This window comes from Bacillus sp. R86525, from assembly GCF_042466195.1.
GTDB classification, from domain to species: domain Bacteria; phylum Bacillota; class Bacilli; order Bacillales; family Bacillaceae_G; genus Bacillus_A; species Bacillus_A nitratireducens.
This window is the reverse complement of record NZ_JAXHPX010000007.1, coordinates 968,385-987,618: the sequence shown is the minus strand read 5'-3', so window position 1 is coordinate 987,618 and position 19,234 is coordinate 968,385. Positions and strand designations below refer to the sequence as shown.

The following is a 19,234-nucleotide window of genomic DNA, read 5'->3' as shown; positions in this document are numbered from 1 at the left end:
ACAAGTCTTGATGCATGCGGACATGCATCAAGACTCCAAAAATTACAATCTACCTGCTCTATATTTACGAACTAGTACAGCAAGTGAGCCTAGCAGTAGCACCATGTATAAACCAAGTTGTGCTGTATCTGCAGTTTTTGAGTTTTTCTCTTTCTTATCGTCGACTTTCGTATTCTCTTTTAACTTCTTACCGTCGGCATTACGATTAAACTCAGGTGTCGCAGTTGTTTTAACATTTTCTACTTTTGGTGTAGTCACCGGATTTTTCGGATCATTCTTCGGCTCTTCTTTTATAGTACCTAGCGCACCAATATTGTTTGTATCAAATTGAATTTGTACATCGTAGAAATGGTGGTAGTTCATCTCATCGATGTCTACCTTTACTTTTGCGTTTAATTTTTTAAATAAGTCGTCTACTTCAAATTGCACTACTCTCGTATTTGCATTTTTATCTTCGCTTACTACTTTCGCATCAGCAAAAAGACTGTTATTTTCCGTTTGGAATTTTGTAATCCATGCACTATTTTTCAGCGTCATCTCAATGTACTTTTTACCATCTTTAACGATTAATTTTGCTGGATTTACAGTGTAGTCATGCATCTTTGAAAGTTCTTCTGTTTTGTCTTTTAACACTTTAAATGTAATATCATATTGACCATCTACTAAATTTTTCGGATCTACTATTACTTTCGGTTTATCATTTCCATCTTTGTTTTCATTTTCACCTTGGTTCCCTAAAGCTTTGATACTATCTTGATCAAATACAAATTGAACATCGTAGAGATGGTGATAATTCATTGAATCAATATCTACTTTTACTTTTGCATTTAATTTTTTAGATAAATCGTTTACTTCTACTTCTACTACTCTTGTATTTTGCTCTTTATTTTCACTTAATACTTTTGCATTAACGAACGAGCCATTCTTCTCAAAATCAAACTTTGTAATCCATGTACTATTTGTTAATGTAAACGATACATATTTCTTACCATCTTTTACTTTCAATACACCTGGGCTTTTTGTGTATGTATTCATCATTGATATTTCATCTGTTTGATCTTTTAATACTTTAAAGCCAATGCTGTATTCACCGTCTTTAAGAGCGTTTGGATCAATTGTTGTATTATTGCCCTGGTTGTTGTTTCCACCTTGGTTATCATTTCCGCCTTGGTTGTCGTTTCCGCCTTGGTTGTCGTTTCCACCTTGGTTATCGTTTCCGCCTTGGTTGTCGTTTCCACCTTGGTTGTTGTTTCCACCTTGGTTGTTGTTTCCACCTTGGTTGTTGTTTCCACCTTGGTTGTTGTTTCCACCTTGGTTGTCTAACGGTTTAATGCTATCTTTATCAAATTCAAATTGAATGTCGTAGAAATGGTGATAATTCATTGAATCGATATCCACTTTTACTTTTGCATTTAACTTTTTCGATAAATCGTCTACTTCTACTTCCACTACGCGTGTATCAGCTTTTTTATCTTCACTTAATACACTCGCATCAACAAACGAACCATTTTTATCAAATTCAAACTTTGTAATCCATGCACTATTCGTTAATGTGAATGATACATATTTTTTACCATCTTTCACTTTTAACACGCCTGGACTTTTTGTATATGTGTTCATCATTGAAATTTCATCTGTTTGATCTTTTAATGTTTTAAAATTGATGCTGTATTCGCCATCTTTAATTGTTTCAGCATCTGGTTGTTTCTCGCCTTCTGGTTTCTTATCTCCGTCTGGTTGTTTTTCGCCTTCTGGTTTCTTATCTCCGTCTGGTTGTTTCTCTTCATTTTTTATTTGTTCAAGCTTATCTTGTTCAAATAAAAGTTGCACATTATGTGTTTGCTTATAGTTTCTTGATGCCATTTCGATAAATACTTTTGTATTTAGTTTTTTAGATAAATCGTTTACTTCAAACTCTACTACTCTTGTATCTTTTTCTTTATCTTCACTCACTACTTTTGCATCAACAAATGCACCATCTTTTTCCGTTTGGAAATTTTTAATTAATGAGCTACTTTTTAGTGTTACAATTGCTTTTTTCTTACCATTTTCTACTTTTAATACTCCCGGATTTACCATGTAAGTATTCATCTTAGATTCTTCATCTGTTTGATCTTTTAACACTTTAAATGGAATGCTGTACTCTCCATCTTTAATTAATTCAGTATCTGGTTTTTCTACTTCCGGCTTTTTATCTCCATCCGGTTGTTTCTCTTCATTTTTAATTTGTTCAAGTTTATCTTGTTCAAATAAAAGTTGTACATTATGTGTTTGCTTGTAACCTTGTGATGCCACTTCAATAAAGACTTTTGTATTTAGTTTTTTAGATAAATCGTCTACTTCAAATTCTACTACTCTTGTATCTTTTTCTTTATCTTCACTCACTACTTTTGCATCAGCAAATGCACCATCTTTTTCCGTTTGGAAATTTTTAATTAATGAACTACTTTTTAATGTTACAAGCGCTATTTTCTTACCGTTTTCTACTTTTAATACCCCTGGATTTACCATGTAAGTATTCATCTTAGATTCTTCATCTGTTTGATCTTTTAACACTTTAAATGGAATGCTGTACTCTCCATCTTTAATTGTGTTAGAATTTGGTTGTTGATCTGGGTCAGGCTTTTGGTCGGGCTTCTGACTCGGATCCGGATTTTCATTTGGATCTGGCTTATTAGCTGGGTCCTCTTTTTCATTTGGTTGTTCTACATGAACCGGTGTAATACTATTTTGATCAAATGCAATACGCACATCATAGTCATGATGATAATTTAAAAAGTCAATGTCTACTTTTACTTTCGCATTTAATACCTTCTCTACATCGTCCACTTCAAATTCTACGACTCTTGTATCTTTTTCTTTATCTTCATTAATTACATTTGTCGCAACAAACTGACCACTTTTTTCCGTTTCAAACTTTGTAATCCATGAACTATGTTCTAACGTAAAGGATACTTTCTTTTTCCCATTCTTTACTTTTAAAGTTCCTGGACTTACAGAGTATTGATTCATCATGGATTCTTCATCTGATGTGTCTTTAAGAACTTTGAAACCGATTGAATATTCACCGTCAGCTAGTTGACTAGCAGCTTGAACCGCAAGGGGTTGTAATGTCGATACGAATGTAAATACCATTAAAAACATCGCAGCAACAATTTTAAGATATTTATTCAATAGAATACCGCTCCTTTATTTAGTTTTGACGTACTTTACGAATTAAGAAAACACCTGAAATAAGAAGTAATGCTGCAAATAATCCGATACGTGCTTCATCACTTGTTTTTGGGTTATCTGTTTTTTCAGCTTTCCCACTTTCATTTGTTCCTTTATTTACATCTTTGTTTGTTTCTTTGCTCTCTTCTTTCTTCACTTCTTCTTTTACTTGTGTATTTTTTTGAGTTTGATCTTCATTTTTTGTTGCAGCAGTTTCCTTATTCTCTCCACCTACTGCTTTTACATTTGCATCAAACGCAAAGCGAATTGTGTAGTTATGGTCATAATTTACATTCGGTACAACAACATGAATTTTTACAGCTGCTGGTTTAGATAGGTCGTCAATTTTAAACTCTACAGTTCTTTTATCTGCAGATTCATCTTTACTAACAACTTTTGCATCAACAAAGTTTCCATTCTCTGGTGCTTTAAATTCTGTAATCCAAGCACTATGATTCATAGGAATTTGTACTCTCATCTCACCATTTTTTACAATTAACTTAGCTGGTTTTTCAAAATAATCATTTGCCATTGAAGCTGAATCATTTTCTGCTTTTTGTATGACATAGTTAATATCGTAAGTACCGTCAGCTACATTTGCCGAAGCTTGTCCGAATGGCACTACGAGAAAAGCTAGCATACATACGAATGTCATAATAAAAGCGGGTAATACCGAAAACTTTCTCATTTACCTTACTGCCTCCTTGTTTTTCTTTTTTGAAAATGATAATTATTCTCAATATATAAGAAAAAAATAATCTTTCTATCTCTATTTTATAACGAGTAACAATATGTAGTTAGAAATGTATTGATTATCATTCTCATTGATAGGCAAAAAAATAATCCCACCAATTTTTCCTATAAGAATAAACATAAAACTCTTTCATCATTTTATTGATTATCATTCTCAACGAAGTTCAAAAAAAATAAACCGCCTAATTCTATCGTTCTATCACCTCTTCTTACAAAAATGATATAGTCATAGAAAACCTCTTCCCTTCCAATATTTCCACAACTAAGTCAATCTTAGCCTACTGGTAATTTTTTTGTCAACTATATTACGTATAAAATTTTTAATATCTAAATTCTTCTATATATAATTTTTCTACAAAAAAAGAGACTTTCTTTTAAAGAAAGCCTCTTCCCCTTATTTTTCTACAGCAATTTCTTGCTTTTGAAATAAAGAAACTACATATCCAATTGCAATTCCAATGATACCCGGAACTAGCCAACCAATCCCTACACTATATAATGGAATTTTATCTAAAATAGGAGCAAGGGCCGCTACTTGAAGATTTGCATTATGCAATCCATCAAAGAAGCTAATTGCAAATGCGCCTACAATACCGCCTACATACATAGCTAACGGAAGACGAATATAGTTTTCAACAAGCGATAGTACGATCAGTACGATACCAATTGGGTAAATTGCAATTAAAATCGGCAATGCTAATGCGTTTAACTGAGTTAAACCAAGATTTGCTACCATAAATGCTAATACAGAGAAAATGAAAACGATTTTTTGGTAAGAAAGCTTTGGTAATAACGAAGAAAAATATTCTCCACAAGCTGCAACAATACCTACAGAAGTTGTTAAACATGCTGCTGTAATTGCGATCCCTAGTAATAATGTTCCGTAACTACCAAATAAATGATTCACTACGTTTGTTAAAATAATTCCTCCGTTTGCCCCCATTCCGAGTGAAACACTAGAAGCTCCAAGGTAAGCAAGCGCTAAATAAACTAGTAGTAAACCAAGTGCCGCAATAAATCCTGCAAAGATTGTTACTTTCGCAATACTATTCTTATTTGTAATACCTTTTGCTTTTAAAGCATTAATGACAACATTTCCGAAAACAAGTGCTGCAAGTCCATCTAAAGTTAAATATCCATCAATAAAACCTTTAAAGAGTGGAGCACTATATGCTTCTGTCGGTGCACCAAACTCTCCCATTGGCGTCATAATTGCTTTCGCTACAATAATTGCAATAACAGCTAATAAAATTGGAGTTAACACTTTACCAATGCGCCCCACTAATTTCGATGGGTTTAAAGCTAAATAGAAAGTTACTGCAAAGAAAATAAATGTAAAGATAACAAGTGGATAGGATTGACCAGCTATCTCACTTGGTAAAAACGGTGCAACACTCATCTCATAAGCAACTGTTCCTGTACGCGGAACACTTACAAATACGCCTAAACATAAATATATTGCAGTGATAAAAACTAGTGCGAATACAGGGTGTACACGTCCCGCTAGCTCATTAATATCTCCCTTTAGAGCTATAACAATTACCCCTAATAAAGGCAATCCAACACCTGTTACGATAAAGCCAAATAACGCGATCCATACGTCTGTTCCAGCACCTTGCCCTAACGCCGGCGGGAAAATCATATTACCTGCACCAAAGAATAGTGCAAACAACATTAAACTTATTGCAAACATCTCAGAAAACTTTAAAGATGATTTCATTTCTACTAACCTCCTAATTTTTTAATTGACAAAATATTCTGAATTAAAATCCGTCACATATCCTCTTTCAAGCATACTTCCCCGTAAAAGAACGCAAAAAACACCCGTCCCTAACAAAGGGACGAGTGTTGAAATCGTGGTTCCACCCTTATTCTAATAAAATGAATTTATAACGAAATAAGCTCATTTTATAGCTCGTGTAAATTGATAACGGTTTTATCCGCCAAGAATTACAATGCATCATGCATGCAGTTCACTCTTGAAGTTTAGAGGTGGTAAGATTGTCTTTTCGTATTAGGAAGCTCACAGCCTAAGGCTTCCCTCTCTGAGAATCGTAGAAAACAACTCATGTCCTCATCATTACTTTTATAAAATATCTTGTCGAAACTTGTTGTTTTTTATTATATGGGCTATTTTTTAAAAAATCAATAGTTTTATTTTTTCTGACAAAAAAATATAGGGAGAAAATTTCCCCTCTCTATAACTGCCCTATTAATTTTTCTAACTCTTCAGCTGTAACGCTCCGCCATTTTCCTACTTCAAGCTCATTTAATTCTATATTCATAATGCGCACTCGCTTTAACTTTGTTACAGTAAACCCGAAAGCACGGCTCATTCTACGAATTTGTCTGTTCATTCCTTGTGTTAAAACGATGCGAAATGTAGATTGGTCGACTCTCGTCACTTTGCATGGCTTCGTCATTCCATCTTTAATCTTTACACCGCTGGACATCTCATCAATAAACCAATCTGTAAAAGGTTTATCCAGCGTCACAACATATTCTTTCTCGTGCTCATGATCTCCGTGTAAAATTTGATTCGCAATAGCGCCATCATTCGTTAATAAAATGAGCCCTTCCGATGCTTTATCTAATCGTCCAACGGGAAAGATCCGCTCTGGATAATTAATATAATCAATAATATTACCTTCAATATGATCGGCTGCTGTACAAGTAATGCCAACTTGTTTATGAAAGGCAATATACACTTTTTCTTTCTCTTCTTTTGCAATAACCTGTCCATCAATCGTTACGACATCACTTTCATTAACAAGTGCACCGTGCGTACATATTTCACCGTTAATTGCAGCGCGTCCTGCTTTAATAAGGCGATCTGTTTCGCGTCTTGAGCAGGACTTTGCTTCGCTTATGTATTGGTTGATTTTCATAGCTTATTCCTTTTCATATATATTAAAAGCGTCAATCTATGGCAATATCATTATGCCACGATTGACGCTCTTTTACTTCGCAAAAACAACTAAATAAATAACTCCTATCACCAAAAATATTCCACAACAAGCTAACAATACTTTTGCAAGTTTGTCCATAAACATATAATGGTTTCCCCTTTGTTTCGCTGTTTTCTATTTCAATTCGACAACTGTTACGCCTAGGCCTCCCTCGCCCATGTCACCGTAGCGGTAGTTTTTCACACCGCGATGTTTTTTCAAGTAATCTTGTACACCTTGGCGAAGCGCTCCTGTTCCTTTACCGTGAATAATTGATACACGAGGATAGCTTGCCAGCTGTGCATCATCTAAATATTTTTCAACGCGCATCATTGCATCTTCATAACGTTCACCGCGAAGATCAAGCTCTAACGAAACGTGATAGTCTCTACCCTTCACACTTGCAACTGCTTTTTTCTCAGTTTGCTTCGGTGTATTAATGTATTCCATATTGGATTCTTTCACTTTCATCTTCAGAATACCAATTTGTACGCTCCACTCTGTATCACTTACCTTTTCAAGTAATTGACCTTTTTGGCCGAACGTTAATACTTTTACTTCATCGCCTGCACGTAATTGTTGTTTTGGCGCTGTGTTTTTCACGTTTACTTTTTGTTTCTTCACAAGCTCTGGCGCCGCACCTTCTAGACGGCTCTTCGCTTCAATAAGCTCATGGTCTTTCACGTTTATAAGCTGTGCTTTACGCAATTGACGAAGTTCTTGAATAATGCCCTCTGCTTCTTTCTTTGCAGCTTCGACTTTTTCTTCCCCTTCTTTTTGCGCTTTTAATAATTTTTCATCGCGCTCATCATTAAACTCAATAATTTGACGCTGTAATTCGCGATGCAGTTTTTCAGATTGCTTGCGAAGCGCTTCTGCTTCGTTCCAGTCACGCTCTGCATTCTTTTGACTTTCTTCTAACTTCGCAATCATATTTTCAATTTTGTTTGTATCTGTACTAATGTGGTTACGAGCTTGATCAATCACGCGATCAGATAAGCCAAGGCGTTTCGAAATTTCGAAGGCATTACTACGTCCTGGTACACCGATTAATAATTTATACGTTGGGCTTAATGTATTCACGTCGAACTCAACACTCGCATTAATAACTTGCTCACGGTTATATCCGTATGCTTTTAATTCTGGGTAATGCGTTGTTGCAACAACGCGAGCACCGCGGTTACATACTTCATCCAAAATTGAAATCGCTAGTGCAGCCCCTTCTTGTGGATCTGTTCCAGCACCTAATTCATCGAATAAAACTAAGCTTTCAAAATCAGCTTTTTCTAAAATATCTACAATGTTCACCATATGCGAGGAGAACGTACTTAAACTTTGTTCAATCGATTGCTCATCACCGATATCAGCAAATATATTTTTAAATACACAAATCTCTGACTCGTCCATTACTGGAATGTGCAGACCAGATTGCGCCATTAATACACAAATACCAACGGTTTTTAGCGTAACTGTTTTACCACCTGTATTCGGCCCTGTAATAACAATTGTTGTGAAGTCTTTACCGAGCATAATATTATTTGGCACGATAATTTCCGGATCAATAAGCGGATGACGTGCTTGTCTTAAATCCATGTAGCGCTCGTTATTTACAATTGGCTTCGTTGCTTTAATTCGCTTCGCATAAAAAGCTTTCGCAAATATGAAGTCAAGATTAGCAACTACTTCTACGTTAGATAAAACGATATCCGCTTCTACTGCTACTTCTTCTGTTAACATCAATAAGATGCGTTCGATTTCTTGTTTTTCTTTCACACGTGCTTCTTGAAGCGCATTATTTAATTCTACGATTACTTGCGGCTCAATAAATAACGTTTGTCCAGAAGCTGATTGATCGTGAACAATACCGCCATATACGCCGCGGTATTCTTGTTTTACTGGGATTACGTAACGTTCGTTACGAATCGTTACAATCGCGTCAGACAGCATCTTTTGCGCGTTTGAAGAACGCGTCATATTTTCTAACTTTTCACGAATACGGCTTTCCGCAGTACGAATTTGAGTACGAATACCACGCAGTTTATCACTTGCGCTATCGACTACTTCACCACCATCACCGATGCAATTTGTAATTTTCTTTTCTAAATCATATAAAGATACAATTTGAGCGACATGAGTTTCTAAAATTGGAAGCTCGACACCATTATCAACCATATCTTCAATGAAACGTTTCATATTACGACTACCATACATCGTATTTGCGATATCAAGTAGTTCATTTGGGCTTAACATACTTCCAATCTTTGCACGTTTTACATTTGAGCGAATATCTGTAATACCACCTAATGGTGCACTACCTTTTAGACGAATGACTTTCGCAGCTTCATCCGTCGTATCTTGCAGTTCTACAATTTCTTCAAAATCTGTGCTTGGTACTAAATTCTTCACCTTGTCACGGCCAAGTGAAGAGGCTGTATGTTCAAGTAATTGTTCTTTTACTTTATTGTATTCTAATACACGCAACGTTCTTTCTAACATGTTGCAGGTCCCCCTTGTGTTACTTATTACGTTTAATATAGTCTAATAAACGTTCAATATCCCATGTGTTAATCACGTTATCTTTTTGAATCCAACCTTTACGTGCTGCTGCTACACCCGTTTCCATATCTTCTAACATTTCAAGTGTATGAGCATCCGTATTAATCGCTACTTTTACACCAGCATCTTGTGCTTGTTTTAATAATTTCGCGCTTAAATCTAGACGATTTGGATTTGCATTTAATTCTAAAACTGTATTTGTTTCTTTTGCTAGCTGGATTAATAAATCTGTATCTACATCGTAACCCTCGCGGCGCCCAAGAAGACGACCTGTCGGATGGGCAATCATTGTGACATGCTTATTCTCAAGCGCAGTGCGAAGACGTTTCATAATTGTTTCACGGTCTTGTGAGAAGATAGAGTGAATCGCTCCAATGACATAATCTAATTCTGCTAATACTTCATCATCAAAATCAAGTGTCGCATCTGGTAAAATGTCCATTTCAATTCCGCGTAAAATTGTAATGTCTGGATACTTTTCATTCATACGCTCAATTTCTTTCGCTTGCTCGCGAAGACGCTCTTTCGTTAAACCATTCGCTACTTTCAAGTATTGTGAGTGGTCCGTAATCGCCATAAACTTATATCCACGAGCGCGGCATGCTTGTACCATTTCTTCAATGGAAAAGGCACCGTCACTCCATGTTGTATGCATATGTAAATCACCTTGTATATCAGACAACTGGATTAAATTCGGATACTCTTTAATTAATTCAATTTCTTTTCCATCTTCACGTACTTCTGGCGGGATAAATGGAAGTCCGAAATGAGCAAAGAACTCCTCTTCTGTTTCAAATGTCTTTACTTCGCCTGTTTCTAAGTTTTCCACACCGTACTCACTAATTTTCTCGCCTCTATCTTTCGCGATTTGGCGCATTTTTACGTTATGGTCTTTTGATCCTGTGAAATGGTGAAGAGTTGTAATAAATTCTTCTGGTTTTACTAAGCGGAAGTCAATTGAAATATCGTATTCATATTGAAGACGAACAGATACTTTCGTATCTCCACTTGCAATCACTTCAATCATATTATCGAATTGTAATAAATGTTCACGTACTACTGCTGGCTCCGTCGTTGCAATAATGAAATCTAAATCTTTCACTGTCTCACGAACACGGCGTAAACTACCAGCGCGGGAGAAACGAATTATTTCAGCAACATTCGACAATTTCTCCTCTATTTCCCCGGCAATAGGCAATACCATCGCTATTGGTAAACGCTCTGGACGAGATCCTACTTGATCAATTGCTTCTAATATTTTCTCTTCTGTTTTCTTACCGAAACCTGCTAAAGCTTGTACTTTATTTTCCTCACAAACCGCTTTTAGCGATTCCATATCAACAACACCAAGTTCTTTATATAACTTAGCTACCTTTTTGCCACCAAGGCCTGGCAATTTTAATAACGGTAATAAGCTACTTGGCACTTCTTTTTCAAGCTCTTGTAATACTTCAGATGTTCCCGATTCTATATATTCTTGAATCACTGCTGCTGTTCCTTTTCCAATGCCCGGAATCTTCGTGAAATCTTCAATTTCAGAAAGACTACGATCATCACTTTCTAGTGCTGCTGCCGCTTTACGAAATGCAGATATTTTAAATGGATTCGTACCCTTTAGTTCCATAAACAGGCCGATTGTCTCTAATAATTTAATAACTTGTTTTTTATTTACTTTCATCATTGCCCCGCCTTTCTTTCATAGAAAAAAACTCCTCTTTCCGAAAAAAGAGAAGTTATACTCTGCTACCTGTCTGCCATAGTTCCTTCACCTTTTCAGAAAGAATCGGTGTATCGTCTACAATTATTTTGCTAATTGATGATTTTTGTAATGGTGTTTGTATTTGCTCAATCGGAAGGATGTTTCCAACGATAATTAAAACAAACAAAATAATATATACTTCTAAAAATCCGAGGATTGCCCCCGCAAACGCATTGACTTGCTTTAAAACCGGTATTTCTGCAAACATATTTAACAAATTACCAAGTAATGAAAGTGCAATTTTTGTAATAATAAACAATATGATAAACGCAAGTGCTTGATAAAATACTGTCTCAATATTATTTGCATCAATCCATTCTGGAACAGATACGTTTTTATCAAATGGATACGGAATAAATTTCGCAAGTGCTGGCGCTAAATCTTTACAGTACCAGTATGCAACAAGGTATGCGATAATAAAGCTTGTTAACTTTACAAGTTGCAGAATAAACCCTCTACGTAAGCCGAGGAAAAATCCCATAACAAGCAGTAAAATGATAATAATATCAATCATGTTATTCCATTCCTTTTTTTGTCATACTTTCTTTCAATTTCTCATGTTCTTCTTTTAATTTTATGTAATCGTGTATGACGTTTACCGCCGTCAATACCGCTAGTCTACTCGTGTCAAGCGAAGGATTCTTGGCATTGAGTTCGCGCATTTTATCATCCACAATCGCTGCTACCATGCGGATATGACTTGTACTTTCATCGCCAACAACTGAATATTGTTGACCATAGATTTCTACATTAATTCGACTTTTCTTTCCCTTTTGTTGTGACAACTCACCGGCCTCCAATCACGTACAGAATCCTAAAGTTTATCATACCATGAACCATCATATTATGGAAACAGAAAGAACAATCCGATATGATAAAAATAACAATATAAAAAAAGGGGCGACCACTATGTCAAATTCTATCGTAATTCAAACAAATTCTACAGTAATTGAAGACATGAAACAACAATATAAACAATCGCTTAGCCCGAAAATTCCACAAGGCGGAATCTTCATGGCAAAGGTGCCATCTTGCACAATTACAGCGTATAAATCTGGAAAAGTAATGTTCCAAGGTGGACGTGCTGAAGCAGAAGCTTCTCGTTGGCAAACTGTCTCTCAAACACCGAAAACAGCTGTAAAAAAATCTGTCGATTCACACCGTTATGCACCGCCCGCTTCCATCAGTACAATGTCTATCGTAGGATCAGATGAAGTTGGTACTGGTGATTTCTTCGGACCGATGACAGTAGTTGCTGTATATGTGGATGCGAAGCAAATTCCACTTTTAAAAGAACTTGGTGTAAAAGACTCTAAAAACTTAAATGACGATCAAATTACTGCCATTGCAAAACAACTTCTACACGTTGTTCCTTACAGCTCTCTTGTCCTTCATAACGAAAAATATAACGAGCTATTTGATAAAGGAAACAACCAAGGTAAGTTAAAAGCTTTACTACATAATAAAGCTATTACAAACTTATTAGCAAAAATCGCACCTACAAAACCTGAAGGCGTCTTAATCGATCAATTCACACAACCTGATACATACTACAAATATTTAGCAAAACAAAAACAGGTACAGCGTGAAAATGTTTACTTCGCGACGAAAGGCGAAAGCGTCCATTTAGCAGTAGCTGCAGCTTCTATTTTAGCTCGTTACTCATTCGTAAAACAGTTTGACGAACTAAGCAAAAAAGCTGGTATGCCACTTCCAAAAGGTGCTGGTAAACAAGTTGATATCGCCGCGGCTAAATTAATTCAAAAACTTGGTGAAGAAAGATTACCTGAGTTTGTGAAAATGCATTTCGCTAATAGGGAGAAGGCGCTTCGCTTATTAAAATAGTATCGACAAAAACAGGAGGCTACAAACTCCTGTTTTTTGTTTCACTATACTATTGTCCTTTTATTTTTGTTACAATTAAAATATACAGATTATTCTAACACAGGAGGGAATTCATATGAACGCTGTAAAAGTTAAAAAGTTATTATATGTTTTCGTACACCTCGTGGGCCCACTTTCTTACCTTACTATTTCTACCATTTGGGGAGCTTTTTTCACTTCTAAATCCACATTCGAAAATATATCTGATAATCTTGGTGTGATGGCTATCTATTACGTATTCATGAGCTTACTGTGGCTTTTCTATTTAGATCGATTAGACAAAGATGTGGATAAGATTACACAAGAGATTCATAACAACAAGATGTAATACATATAAAAAAGGAGAGCCGCCAAGACTCTCCCTTTTTATATTAGCTTCGTTTCTGCTTCTTATTTGATGAAGATACTTTATGAGAACCTGTTTCATGTGTCGTCGTTCCTTGTCCTTCTACTTCTGGAGAACCTAGGCTTGATCTTGAATGATCTTTTTTCACTTTTTTACTCATTTATATTCACCCCTTCGCGTTACTTTTTGCTACGAGGTAATAAACTATTCAAAATAAAAAGCGAGAGGAAATCCTCCCGCTTTTTTATATTTTAGAATTCAGAAGAACCTGGAGTTCTTGGGAATGGAATTACGTCACGGATGTTAGCCATGCCAGTGATGTACATTAGGAAGCGCTCGAAACCTAGACCAAATCCAGCGTGTTTTGTACCGCCGTATTTTCTAAGTTCTAAGTACCACCAGTAGTCCTCTTCGTTCATGCCTAGTTCTTTAATTCTGTCTACTAAAACGTCCATTCTTTCTTCACGTTGACTTCCGCCGATTAATTCGCCGATGCCAGGAACTAGAAGGTCAGTAGCAGCTACTGTTTTACCATCTTCGTTCATACGCATGTAGAATGCCTTAATGTCTTTTGGATAGTCTGTTACGAATACAGGGCGTTTGAAGATTTCTTCTGATAAGTATCTTTCATGCTCTGTTTGTAAATCAATACCCCATTCTACCGGGTATTTGAAGTCAGCACCTGATTCTTGAAGTACTTTAATTGCTTCTGTATATGTGATACGACCGAAGTCAGAGTTAATCACGTTGTTCATGCGCTCTAGAACTGTTTTATCAACGAAGCTGTTGAAGAAGTCCATTTCTTCCGGTGCATGCTCTAGTACGTATTTCATTGCATATTTCAGCATATCTTCTGTAAGATCCATTACATCGCCTAACTCAGCGAATGCAATCTCAGGCTCAACCATCCAGAACTCAGCTGCGTGACGAGTTGTGTTTGAGTTTTCCGCACGGAATGTAGGTCCGAATGTATAAACATCACGGAATGCTAATGCATAAGCTTCAGCGTTCAGTTGTCCACTTACTGTTAAGTTTGTTTCTTTAGCGAAGAAGTCTTTTGATTCATCAACTTGTCCGTCTTCACCTTTTGGTACGTTGTTTAAATCTTGTGTTGTTACGCGGAACATTTCGCCTGCACCTTCTGTATCACTACCAGTGATGATTGGTGTGTGAACATGTACGAATCCACGCTCTTGGAAGAACTGGTGAATTGCAAATGCTGCGATAGAACGTACACGGAACGTTGCAGAGAATGCATTTGTTCTTGGACGTAAGTGAGCGATTGTACGTAAGTATTCAAACGTATGACGCTTCTTTTGAAGTGGGTAATCAGAATCTGATAAGCCCTCGATATCAATTTTTTCTGCTTTAATTTCAAATGGTTGCTTCGCTCCAGGCGTTGCAATTACTTTACCTTCTACTTTAACTGAAGAGCTAAGTGGAAGCTTTGCAATTTCTTTGAAGTTCTCTAATTCTGTATCGAAAACGATTTGAACGCTTTTGAAGAAGCTACCGTCGTTTAATTCGATGAAACCAAATGCTTTTGAATCACGTAAGTTACGAATCCACCCTGATACTTGTACTGTTTGATCTGCATACTTTTCTGTATCTCTATACAGACTTTTTACTAATGTGTTTTCCATAGTGAAATTCTCCTTTGCTGATATATTTAAATACAAAAAAACCTTTCATCCATAAAGGGACGAAAGGTTAAACTTCGCGGTACCACCCAATTTGTCATAAAGACCAACTTTAACTCGTATGTAATACATACTTCCCGGTTTGTAACAGGCCGGATTCCCGTCTAAGTCTACTCTTGAATACAAGCTTCAATTTCGGTTAGCAACTCCAAGGTGTTCTTCACATATACCGCCTCATCAGGCTCTCACCGTCCCTGACTCGCTTTGGATTATAGTATATACTACTTTTCCTTATCATCGTCTTTCATTTTGTTAAACTAAAATTAATGTACTACATTCGAGAGAAAGATGCAAGATGCCTTGATGTATATCGGCGATTTTTATAATATATCGAATTACCGATAACACTCGACAACCACTCCAATAAAAAAATTGCCGGAATTAAATCCGGCAATTTTTAATTACTTACGTAACTCCGCACCAAATTTCTCTTCTACCGTTGTTAATACACGGTTATGTGCTTCTGTTACTTCTTCGTCTGTTAACGTACGTTCTGCATCGAAGTAGGTCATAGAGAATGCAAGTGATTTCTTGCCTTCTTCCATTTTTTCACCTTCGTATAAGTCAAATAGTGTTACGTCTTTCAGAAGTTCTCCGCCAGCTTCAGCAATGACTTGCTTCATTTCACCAGCTTTTGTTTCTGTTGTTACGACAACAGCCATGTCACGTGTCATAGATGGGAAACGTGGAATTGCTGAGTAGTAAGTTTCCTCTACGTCTGCACCGAATACTTTTACAAGAGATAGTTCGAATACGAATGTATTTTTCACATCTATTTGTTTTTCTGTTTCTGGGTGCAATTGACCGATGAATCCGATTACTTCGCCATCTAATACGATGTCAGCTGTACGACCTGGGTGCATACCTTCACGTTTTGCTGGTGCATATGTGATTTGGTTGGCAACGCCTAGTACGTCGAATAATCCTTCTAGCACACCTTTCACAACGAAGAAGTCTACAACTTTCTTCTCACCTTGCCATGCATGGTGAAGAGCCAGACCTGTCATAACACCTGCAAGATGTTGTTCTTCTTTCGGAAGTTCTCCTGCTTCTGTTGGTAAGAAGACAGAACCTACTTCGTATAAAGCAACGCTATCGTTTTTACGTGCAACATTGTATGAAACTGCTTCTAACAATTGTGGCACTAAGCTTAAACGAAGTTGGCTACGCTCTTCGCTCATTGGAAGTGCAAGATTTACAGGAGCTTTTTCGTTTGGCTCAACCATATATTGTTTCGCTTTGTCAGCGCTTGTTAATGAATACGTGATTGCTTCATATAAACCAGCGCCTTCTAAGAAGCGGCGTACTTTACGACGTTTCGTTTGTGCTGATGTTAATTTACCACGTGTCATCGTTCCAGAAGGTAATGTAACTGGAATGTGATCATAACCGTACAGACGACCTACTTCTTCTACTAAGTCTTCTGAAATTGTAATGTCAGGACGACGCGCTGGTACATTTACATGGAATGTTCCTTCTACTTCTGTGAATGGGAATTTTAAGTTTGTGAACATTGTACCCATTTCACTTGCAGAAATATCTGTACCTAATACACGGTTGACTTTCTCAGCTGTAACAGATACTGTACGCTCTTCTACTTGTAAGTTATCAACTTCTACTACACCTTCAAGTGCTTCACCGCCAGCGTATTTTGCCATTAAAGCAGCTGCATGTTGAATCGCTTCAAATGTGCGTGTTGGGTCGATTCCTTTTTCGAAACGTGCACTTGATTCACTACGAAGACCTAAGTCTTTTGATGTACGGCGCACAGTTTGTCCTGCAAAGTATGCAGACTCGATTAGAACGTTTACTGTGTCATTTGTAACTTCAGAATCAGCTCCGCCCATTACACCAGCAACAGCTAAAGCTTTTGTGCCGTTTGTAATTACAAGGTGGTGGCTTTGTAATGTACGTTCTTGATCATCTAACGTTTCAATTTTTTCGCCTTCTTTTGCAAGACGAACAACGATTTCTTTTGAACCTAATTTATCGTAATCAAATGCATGTAACGGTTGACCGTATTCCATTAAAATGTAGTTTGTAATATCAACTACATTGCTAATTGGACGAATGCCAGCTGCCATAAGACGAGTTTGCATCCAGATTGGTGATGGACCAATCTTTACGTTTTTAACCATTTTTGCAATATATAATGGGTTTTCTTCTTTCGCTTCTACACTTACAGAAATGTAATCAGAAGTTTTTTCTGCTGTTTCTTGTAAGTCGATAGCTGGAAGTTTTACTTCACGGCCGTAAATAGCAGCTACTTCATATGCAACACCTAACATGTTTAAGCAATCTGCACGGTTTGGTGTTAAACCAAGCTCAAGTACTTCATCGTGTAAGTTTAAAATTTCAAGTGCATCTGCACCAACTTCAGCGTCACTTGGGAAGATGAAGATACCATCTGCATATTCTTTTGAAACTAACTTTCCATCAATACCAAGCTCTTGAAGAGCACAAACCATACCGTGAGAAGCTTCACCGCGTAGTTTTGCTTTTTTAATCTTGAAGTTACCAGGAAGTACAGCGCCAACTTTTGCAACTGGTACTTTTAAACCTTTTGCAATATTAGCAGCTCCACAAATAATTTGTACTGGTTCTTCTTCACCGATATCGATTAAGCATTTGCTTAATTTATCAGCTTCTGGGTGTTTTTCACATTCTAATACGTGACCAACTACAACACCTTTTACACCTTTATTTAATACTTCAACGCCCTCTACTTCAATACCACTTTTCGTGATTTTGTCTGCTAGTTCTTGTGCTGTTACATCTTTAATATCTACATACTCTTGTAACCAACGATATGATACGAACATATTTATCCTCTCCTTCCCTTACGCTCGTTTGAATTGTTGTAAGAAACGTACATCATTTGTATAGAAATGACGAATGTCATCTACGCCGTATTTCAACATTGCGATACGCTCTGCGCCCATACCGAATGCGAAACCTTGATATTCTTTTGAATCATAACCAGCCATTTCAAGTACGTTCGGATGAACCATACCCGCTCCTAAAATTTCAATCCAGCCAGTCCCTTTACAAGTGCCGCAACCTTTACCGTGACACATCATACAAGAAATATCCATCTCTACAGATGGCTCTGTGAATGGGAAGAAACTTGGACGAAGACGGATTTCACGGTCTTCACCGAACATCTTTTTCACGAATACTTGCAGTGTACCTTTTAAATCACTCATACGAATGTTTTTATCAATTACAAGACCTTCAATTTGCATGAACTGGTGTGAATGTGTCGCATCATCGTCATCGCGGCGATACACTTTACCAGGACAAATAATTTTGATTGGGCCTTTTTCTTTATTATTTTCCATCGTACGTGCTTGCACAGAAGATGTATGTGTACGTAGTAACGTTTCTTCTGTAATGTAGAATGTATCTTGCATATCACGTGCTGGATGATCTTTCGGTAAGTTTAGTGCCTCGAAGTTGTAGTAGTCTTTTTCTACTTCTGTTCCTTCAGCTACTTCATAACCCATACCGATGAATACATCTTCAATTTGTTCAACAACTGATGTTAACGGATGGTGACAACCTGTTTCAACAGGACGACCTGGCAGTGTAACATCAATTGTTTCAGTAGCTAATTTCGCCTCAATTACTGCTTTTTCTAAGTTGCCAATTTTGTCTTCTAGACGCGTTTGAATCGCTTCACGTACTTCATTTACTAATGCTCCCATACGTGGACGCTCTTCTGCTGATAATTTTCCCATGCCGCGTAATACTTCTGTAATTGGGCCTTTTTTCCCTAAATACGCTACGCGTACGTCATTTAAGCCCTTTAGCTCTTTCGCTTCTTCAATAAGCTCTAACGCTTTTTGCTTTAGCTCTTTTAAACGTGCTTCCATTTGGAACCCTCCTAATTTTAAAAATAAAAAAACCTCGCTCCCAAAAAGGGACGAGGTAAATTCGCGGTACCACCCTAAATTGACAGAACAAGTCTGCCCACTCATTAGTTATAACGATCAATTCTGACCGGAACGCCTTTACATATAAATGGTCCTGGCGTCAACTCCAGAGGTGAATTCACTTCCGTCTACCATAAGAA

14 protein-coding genes and 3 other annotated features (1 of these 17 running past the window's edge) are annotated in these 19,234 nt (G+C 36.9%); of the genes, 2 read left to right on the top strand and 12 right to left on the bottom strand.

Translation table 11 applies throughout. The features are described from left to right. Positions 1 to 42: 42 nt before the first annotated feature. The 8 genes from SJY24_RS07580 to zapA all read right to left on the bottom strand — a co-directional run bounded on the left by SJY24_RS07580 (position 43) and on the right by zapA (position 12,014). Complete coding sequence (locus SJY24_RS07580) at positions 43 to 3,174, bottom strand: NEAT domain-containing protein (protein WP_377864277.1); 3,132 nt, start codon at positions 3,172 to 3,174, stop codon at positions 43 to 45. A 19-nt stretch (positions 3,175 to 3,193) separates the two neighbouring features. Continuing rightward, the gene (gene isdC, locus SJY24_RS07575) at positions 3,194 to 3,901 is read right to left on the bottom strand and encodes a heme uptake protein IsdC (protein ID WP_001225045.1); all 708 of its coding nucleotides are present in this window, start codon (positions 3,899 to 3,901) and stop codon (positions 3,194 to 3,196) included. A 459-nt stretch (positions 3,902 to 4,360) separates the two neighbouring features. Continuing rightward, complete coding sequence (gene brnQ6, locus SJY24_RS07570) at positions 4,361 to 5,686, bottom strand: branched-chain amino acid transport system II carrier protein BrnQ6 (RefSeq protein ID WP_071735190.1); 1,326 nt, start codon at positions 5,684 to 5,686, stop codon at positions 4,361 to 4,363. Positions 5,687 to 5,800: 114 nt separating this feature from the next. After that, positions 5,801 to 6,056 (bottom strand) — a binding site (T-box leader). A 108-nt stretch (positions 6,057 to 6,164) separates the two neighbouring features. Beyond that, positions 6,165 to 6,854, bottom strand: a complete 690-nt coding sequence (locus SJY24_RS07565) for a 23S rRNA pseudouridine(2604) synthase RluF (RefSeq protein ID WP_377864276.1) — start codon at positions 6,852 to 6,854, stop codon at positions 6,165 to 6,167. Between the two features lie 195 nt (positions 6,855 to 7,049). Beyond that, positions 7,050 to 9,410: an endonuclease MutS2 gene (locus tag SJY24_RS07560; protein WP_098215958.1), complete on the bottom strand. Its 2,361-nt coding sequence runs from the start codon at positions 9,408 to 9,410 to the stop codon at positions 7,050 to 7,052. Positions 9,411 to 9,429: 19 nt separating this feature from the next. Continuing rightward, positions 9,430 to 11,148 (bottom strand): DNA polymerase/3'-5' exonuclease PolX, encoded by a 1,719-nt coding sequence (gene polX, locus SJY24_RS07555; RefSeq protein WP_377864275.1) that lies wholly within the window; start codon positions 11,146 to 11,148, stop codon positions 9,430 to 9,432. A 55-nt stretch (positions 11,149 to 11,203) separates the two neighbouring features. Next, positions 11,204 to 11,743 carry a CvpA family protein gene (locus SJY24_RS07550; RefSeq protein WP_000565411.1) on the bottom strand — a complete coding sequence of 180 codons (540 nt, stop codon included), beginning with the start codon at positions 11,741 to 11,743 and terminating at the stop codon, positions 11,204 to 11,206. Between the two features lies 1 nt (position 11,744). Continuing rightward, a complete protein-coding gene (zapA, locus tag SJY24_RS07545; protein ID WP_000082701.1) occupies positions 11,745 to 12,014 on the bottom strand; it encodes a cell division protein ZapA in 270 nt (89 codons plus the stop codon). Positions 12,015 to 12,138: 124 nt separating this feature from the next. On the opposite strand from zapA, the gene rnhC reads away from it, so the two are divergent. Continuing rightward, complete coding sequence (gene rnhC / locus SJY24_RS07540) at positions 12,139 to 13,074, top strand: ribonuclease HIII (protein ID WP_377864274.1); 936 nt, start codon at positions 12,139 to 12,141, stop codon at positions 13,072 to 13,074. Between the two features lie 115 nt (positions 13,075 to 13,189). Continuing rightward, positions 13,190 to 13,441: a hypothetical protein gene (locus SJY24_RS07535; RefSeq protein ID WP_377864273.1), complete on the top strand. Its 252-nt coding sequence runs from the start codon at positions 13,190 to 13,192 to the stop codon at positions 13,439 to 13,441. Positions 13,442 to 13,484: 43 nt separating this feature from the next. Here the strand turns inward: SJY24_RS07535 and SJY24_RS07530 are convergent, their stop codons facing one another. From SJY24_RS07530 to pheS, 4 genes are all read right to left on the bottom strand, one after another. Next, entirely contained in the window at positions 13,485 to 13,619 is a 135-nt protein-coding gene (locus tag SJY24_RS07530; RefSeq protein ID WP_000039594.1) for a YuzL family protein, read from the bottom strand. 91 nt (positions 13,620 to 13,710) lie between these two features. After that, positions 13,711 to 15,102, bottom strand: a complete 1,392-nt coding sequence (gene asnS, locus SJY24_RS07525; RefSeq protein ID WP_000432179.1) for an asparagine--tRNA ligase — start codon at positions 15,100 to 15,102, stop codon at positions 13,711 to 13,713. Between the two features lie 52 nt (positions 15,103 to 15,154). After that, positions 15,155 to 15,406 (bottom strand) — a binding site (T-box leader). Between the two features lie 154 nt (positions 15,407 to 15,560). Continuing rightward, a complete protein-coding gene (gene pheT, locus SJY24_RS07520) occupies positions 15,561 to 17,981 on the bottom strand; it encodes a phenylalanine--tRNA ligase subunit beta (protein WP_377864272.1) in 2,421 nt (806 codons plus the stop codon). A gap of 18 nt (positions 17,982 to 17,999) precedes the next feature. After that, complete coding sequence (gene pheS / locus SJY24_RS07515) at positions 18,000 to 19,034, bottom strand: phenylalanine--tRNA ligase subunit alpha (RefSeq protein WP_098499732.1); 1,035 nt, start codon at positions 19,032 to 19,034, stop codon at positions 18,000 to 18,002. A 43-nt stretch (positions 19,035 to 19,077) separates the two neighbouring features. Then, positions 19,078 to 19,234: a binding site (T-box leader), on the bottom strand (it continues 72 nt past the right edge of the window).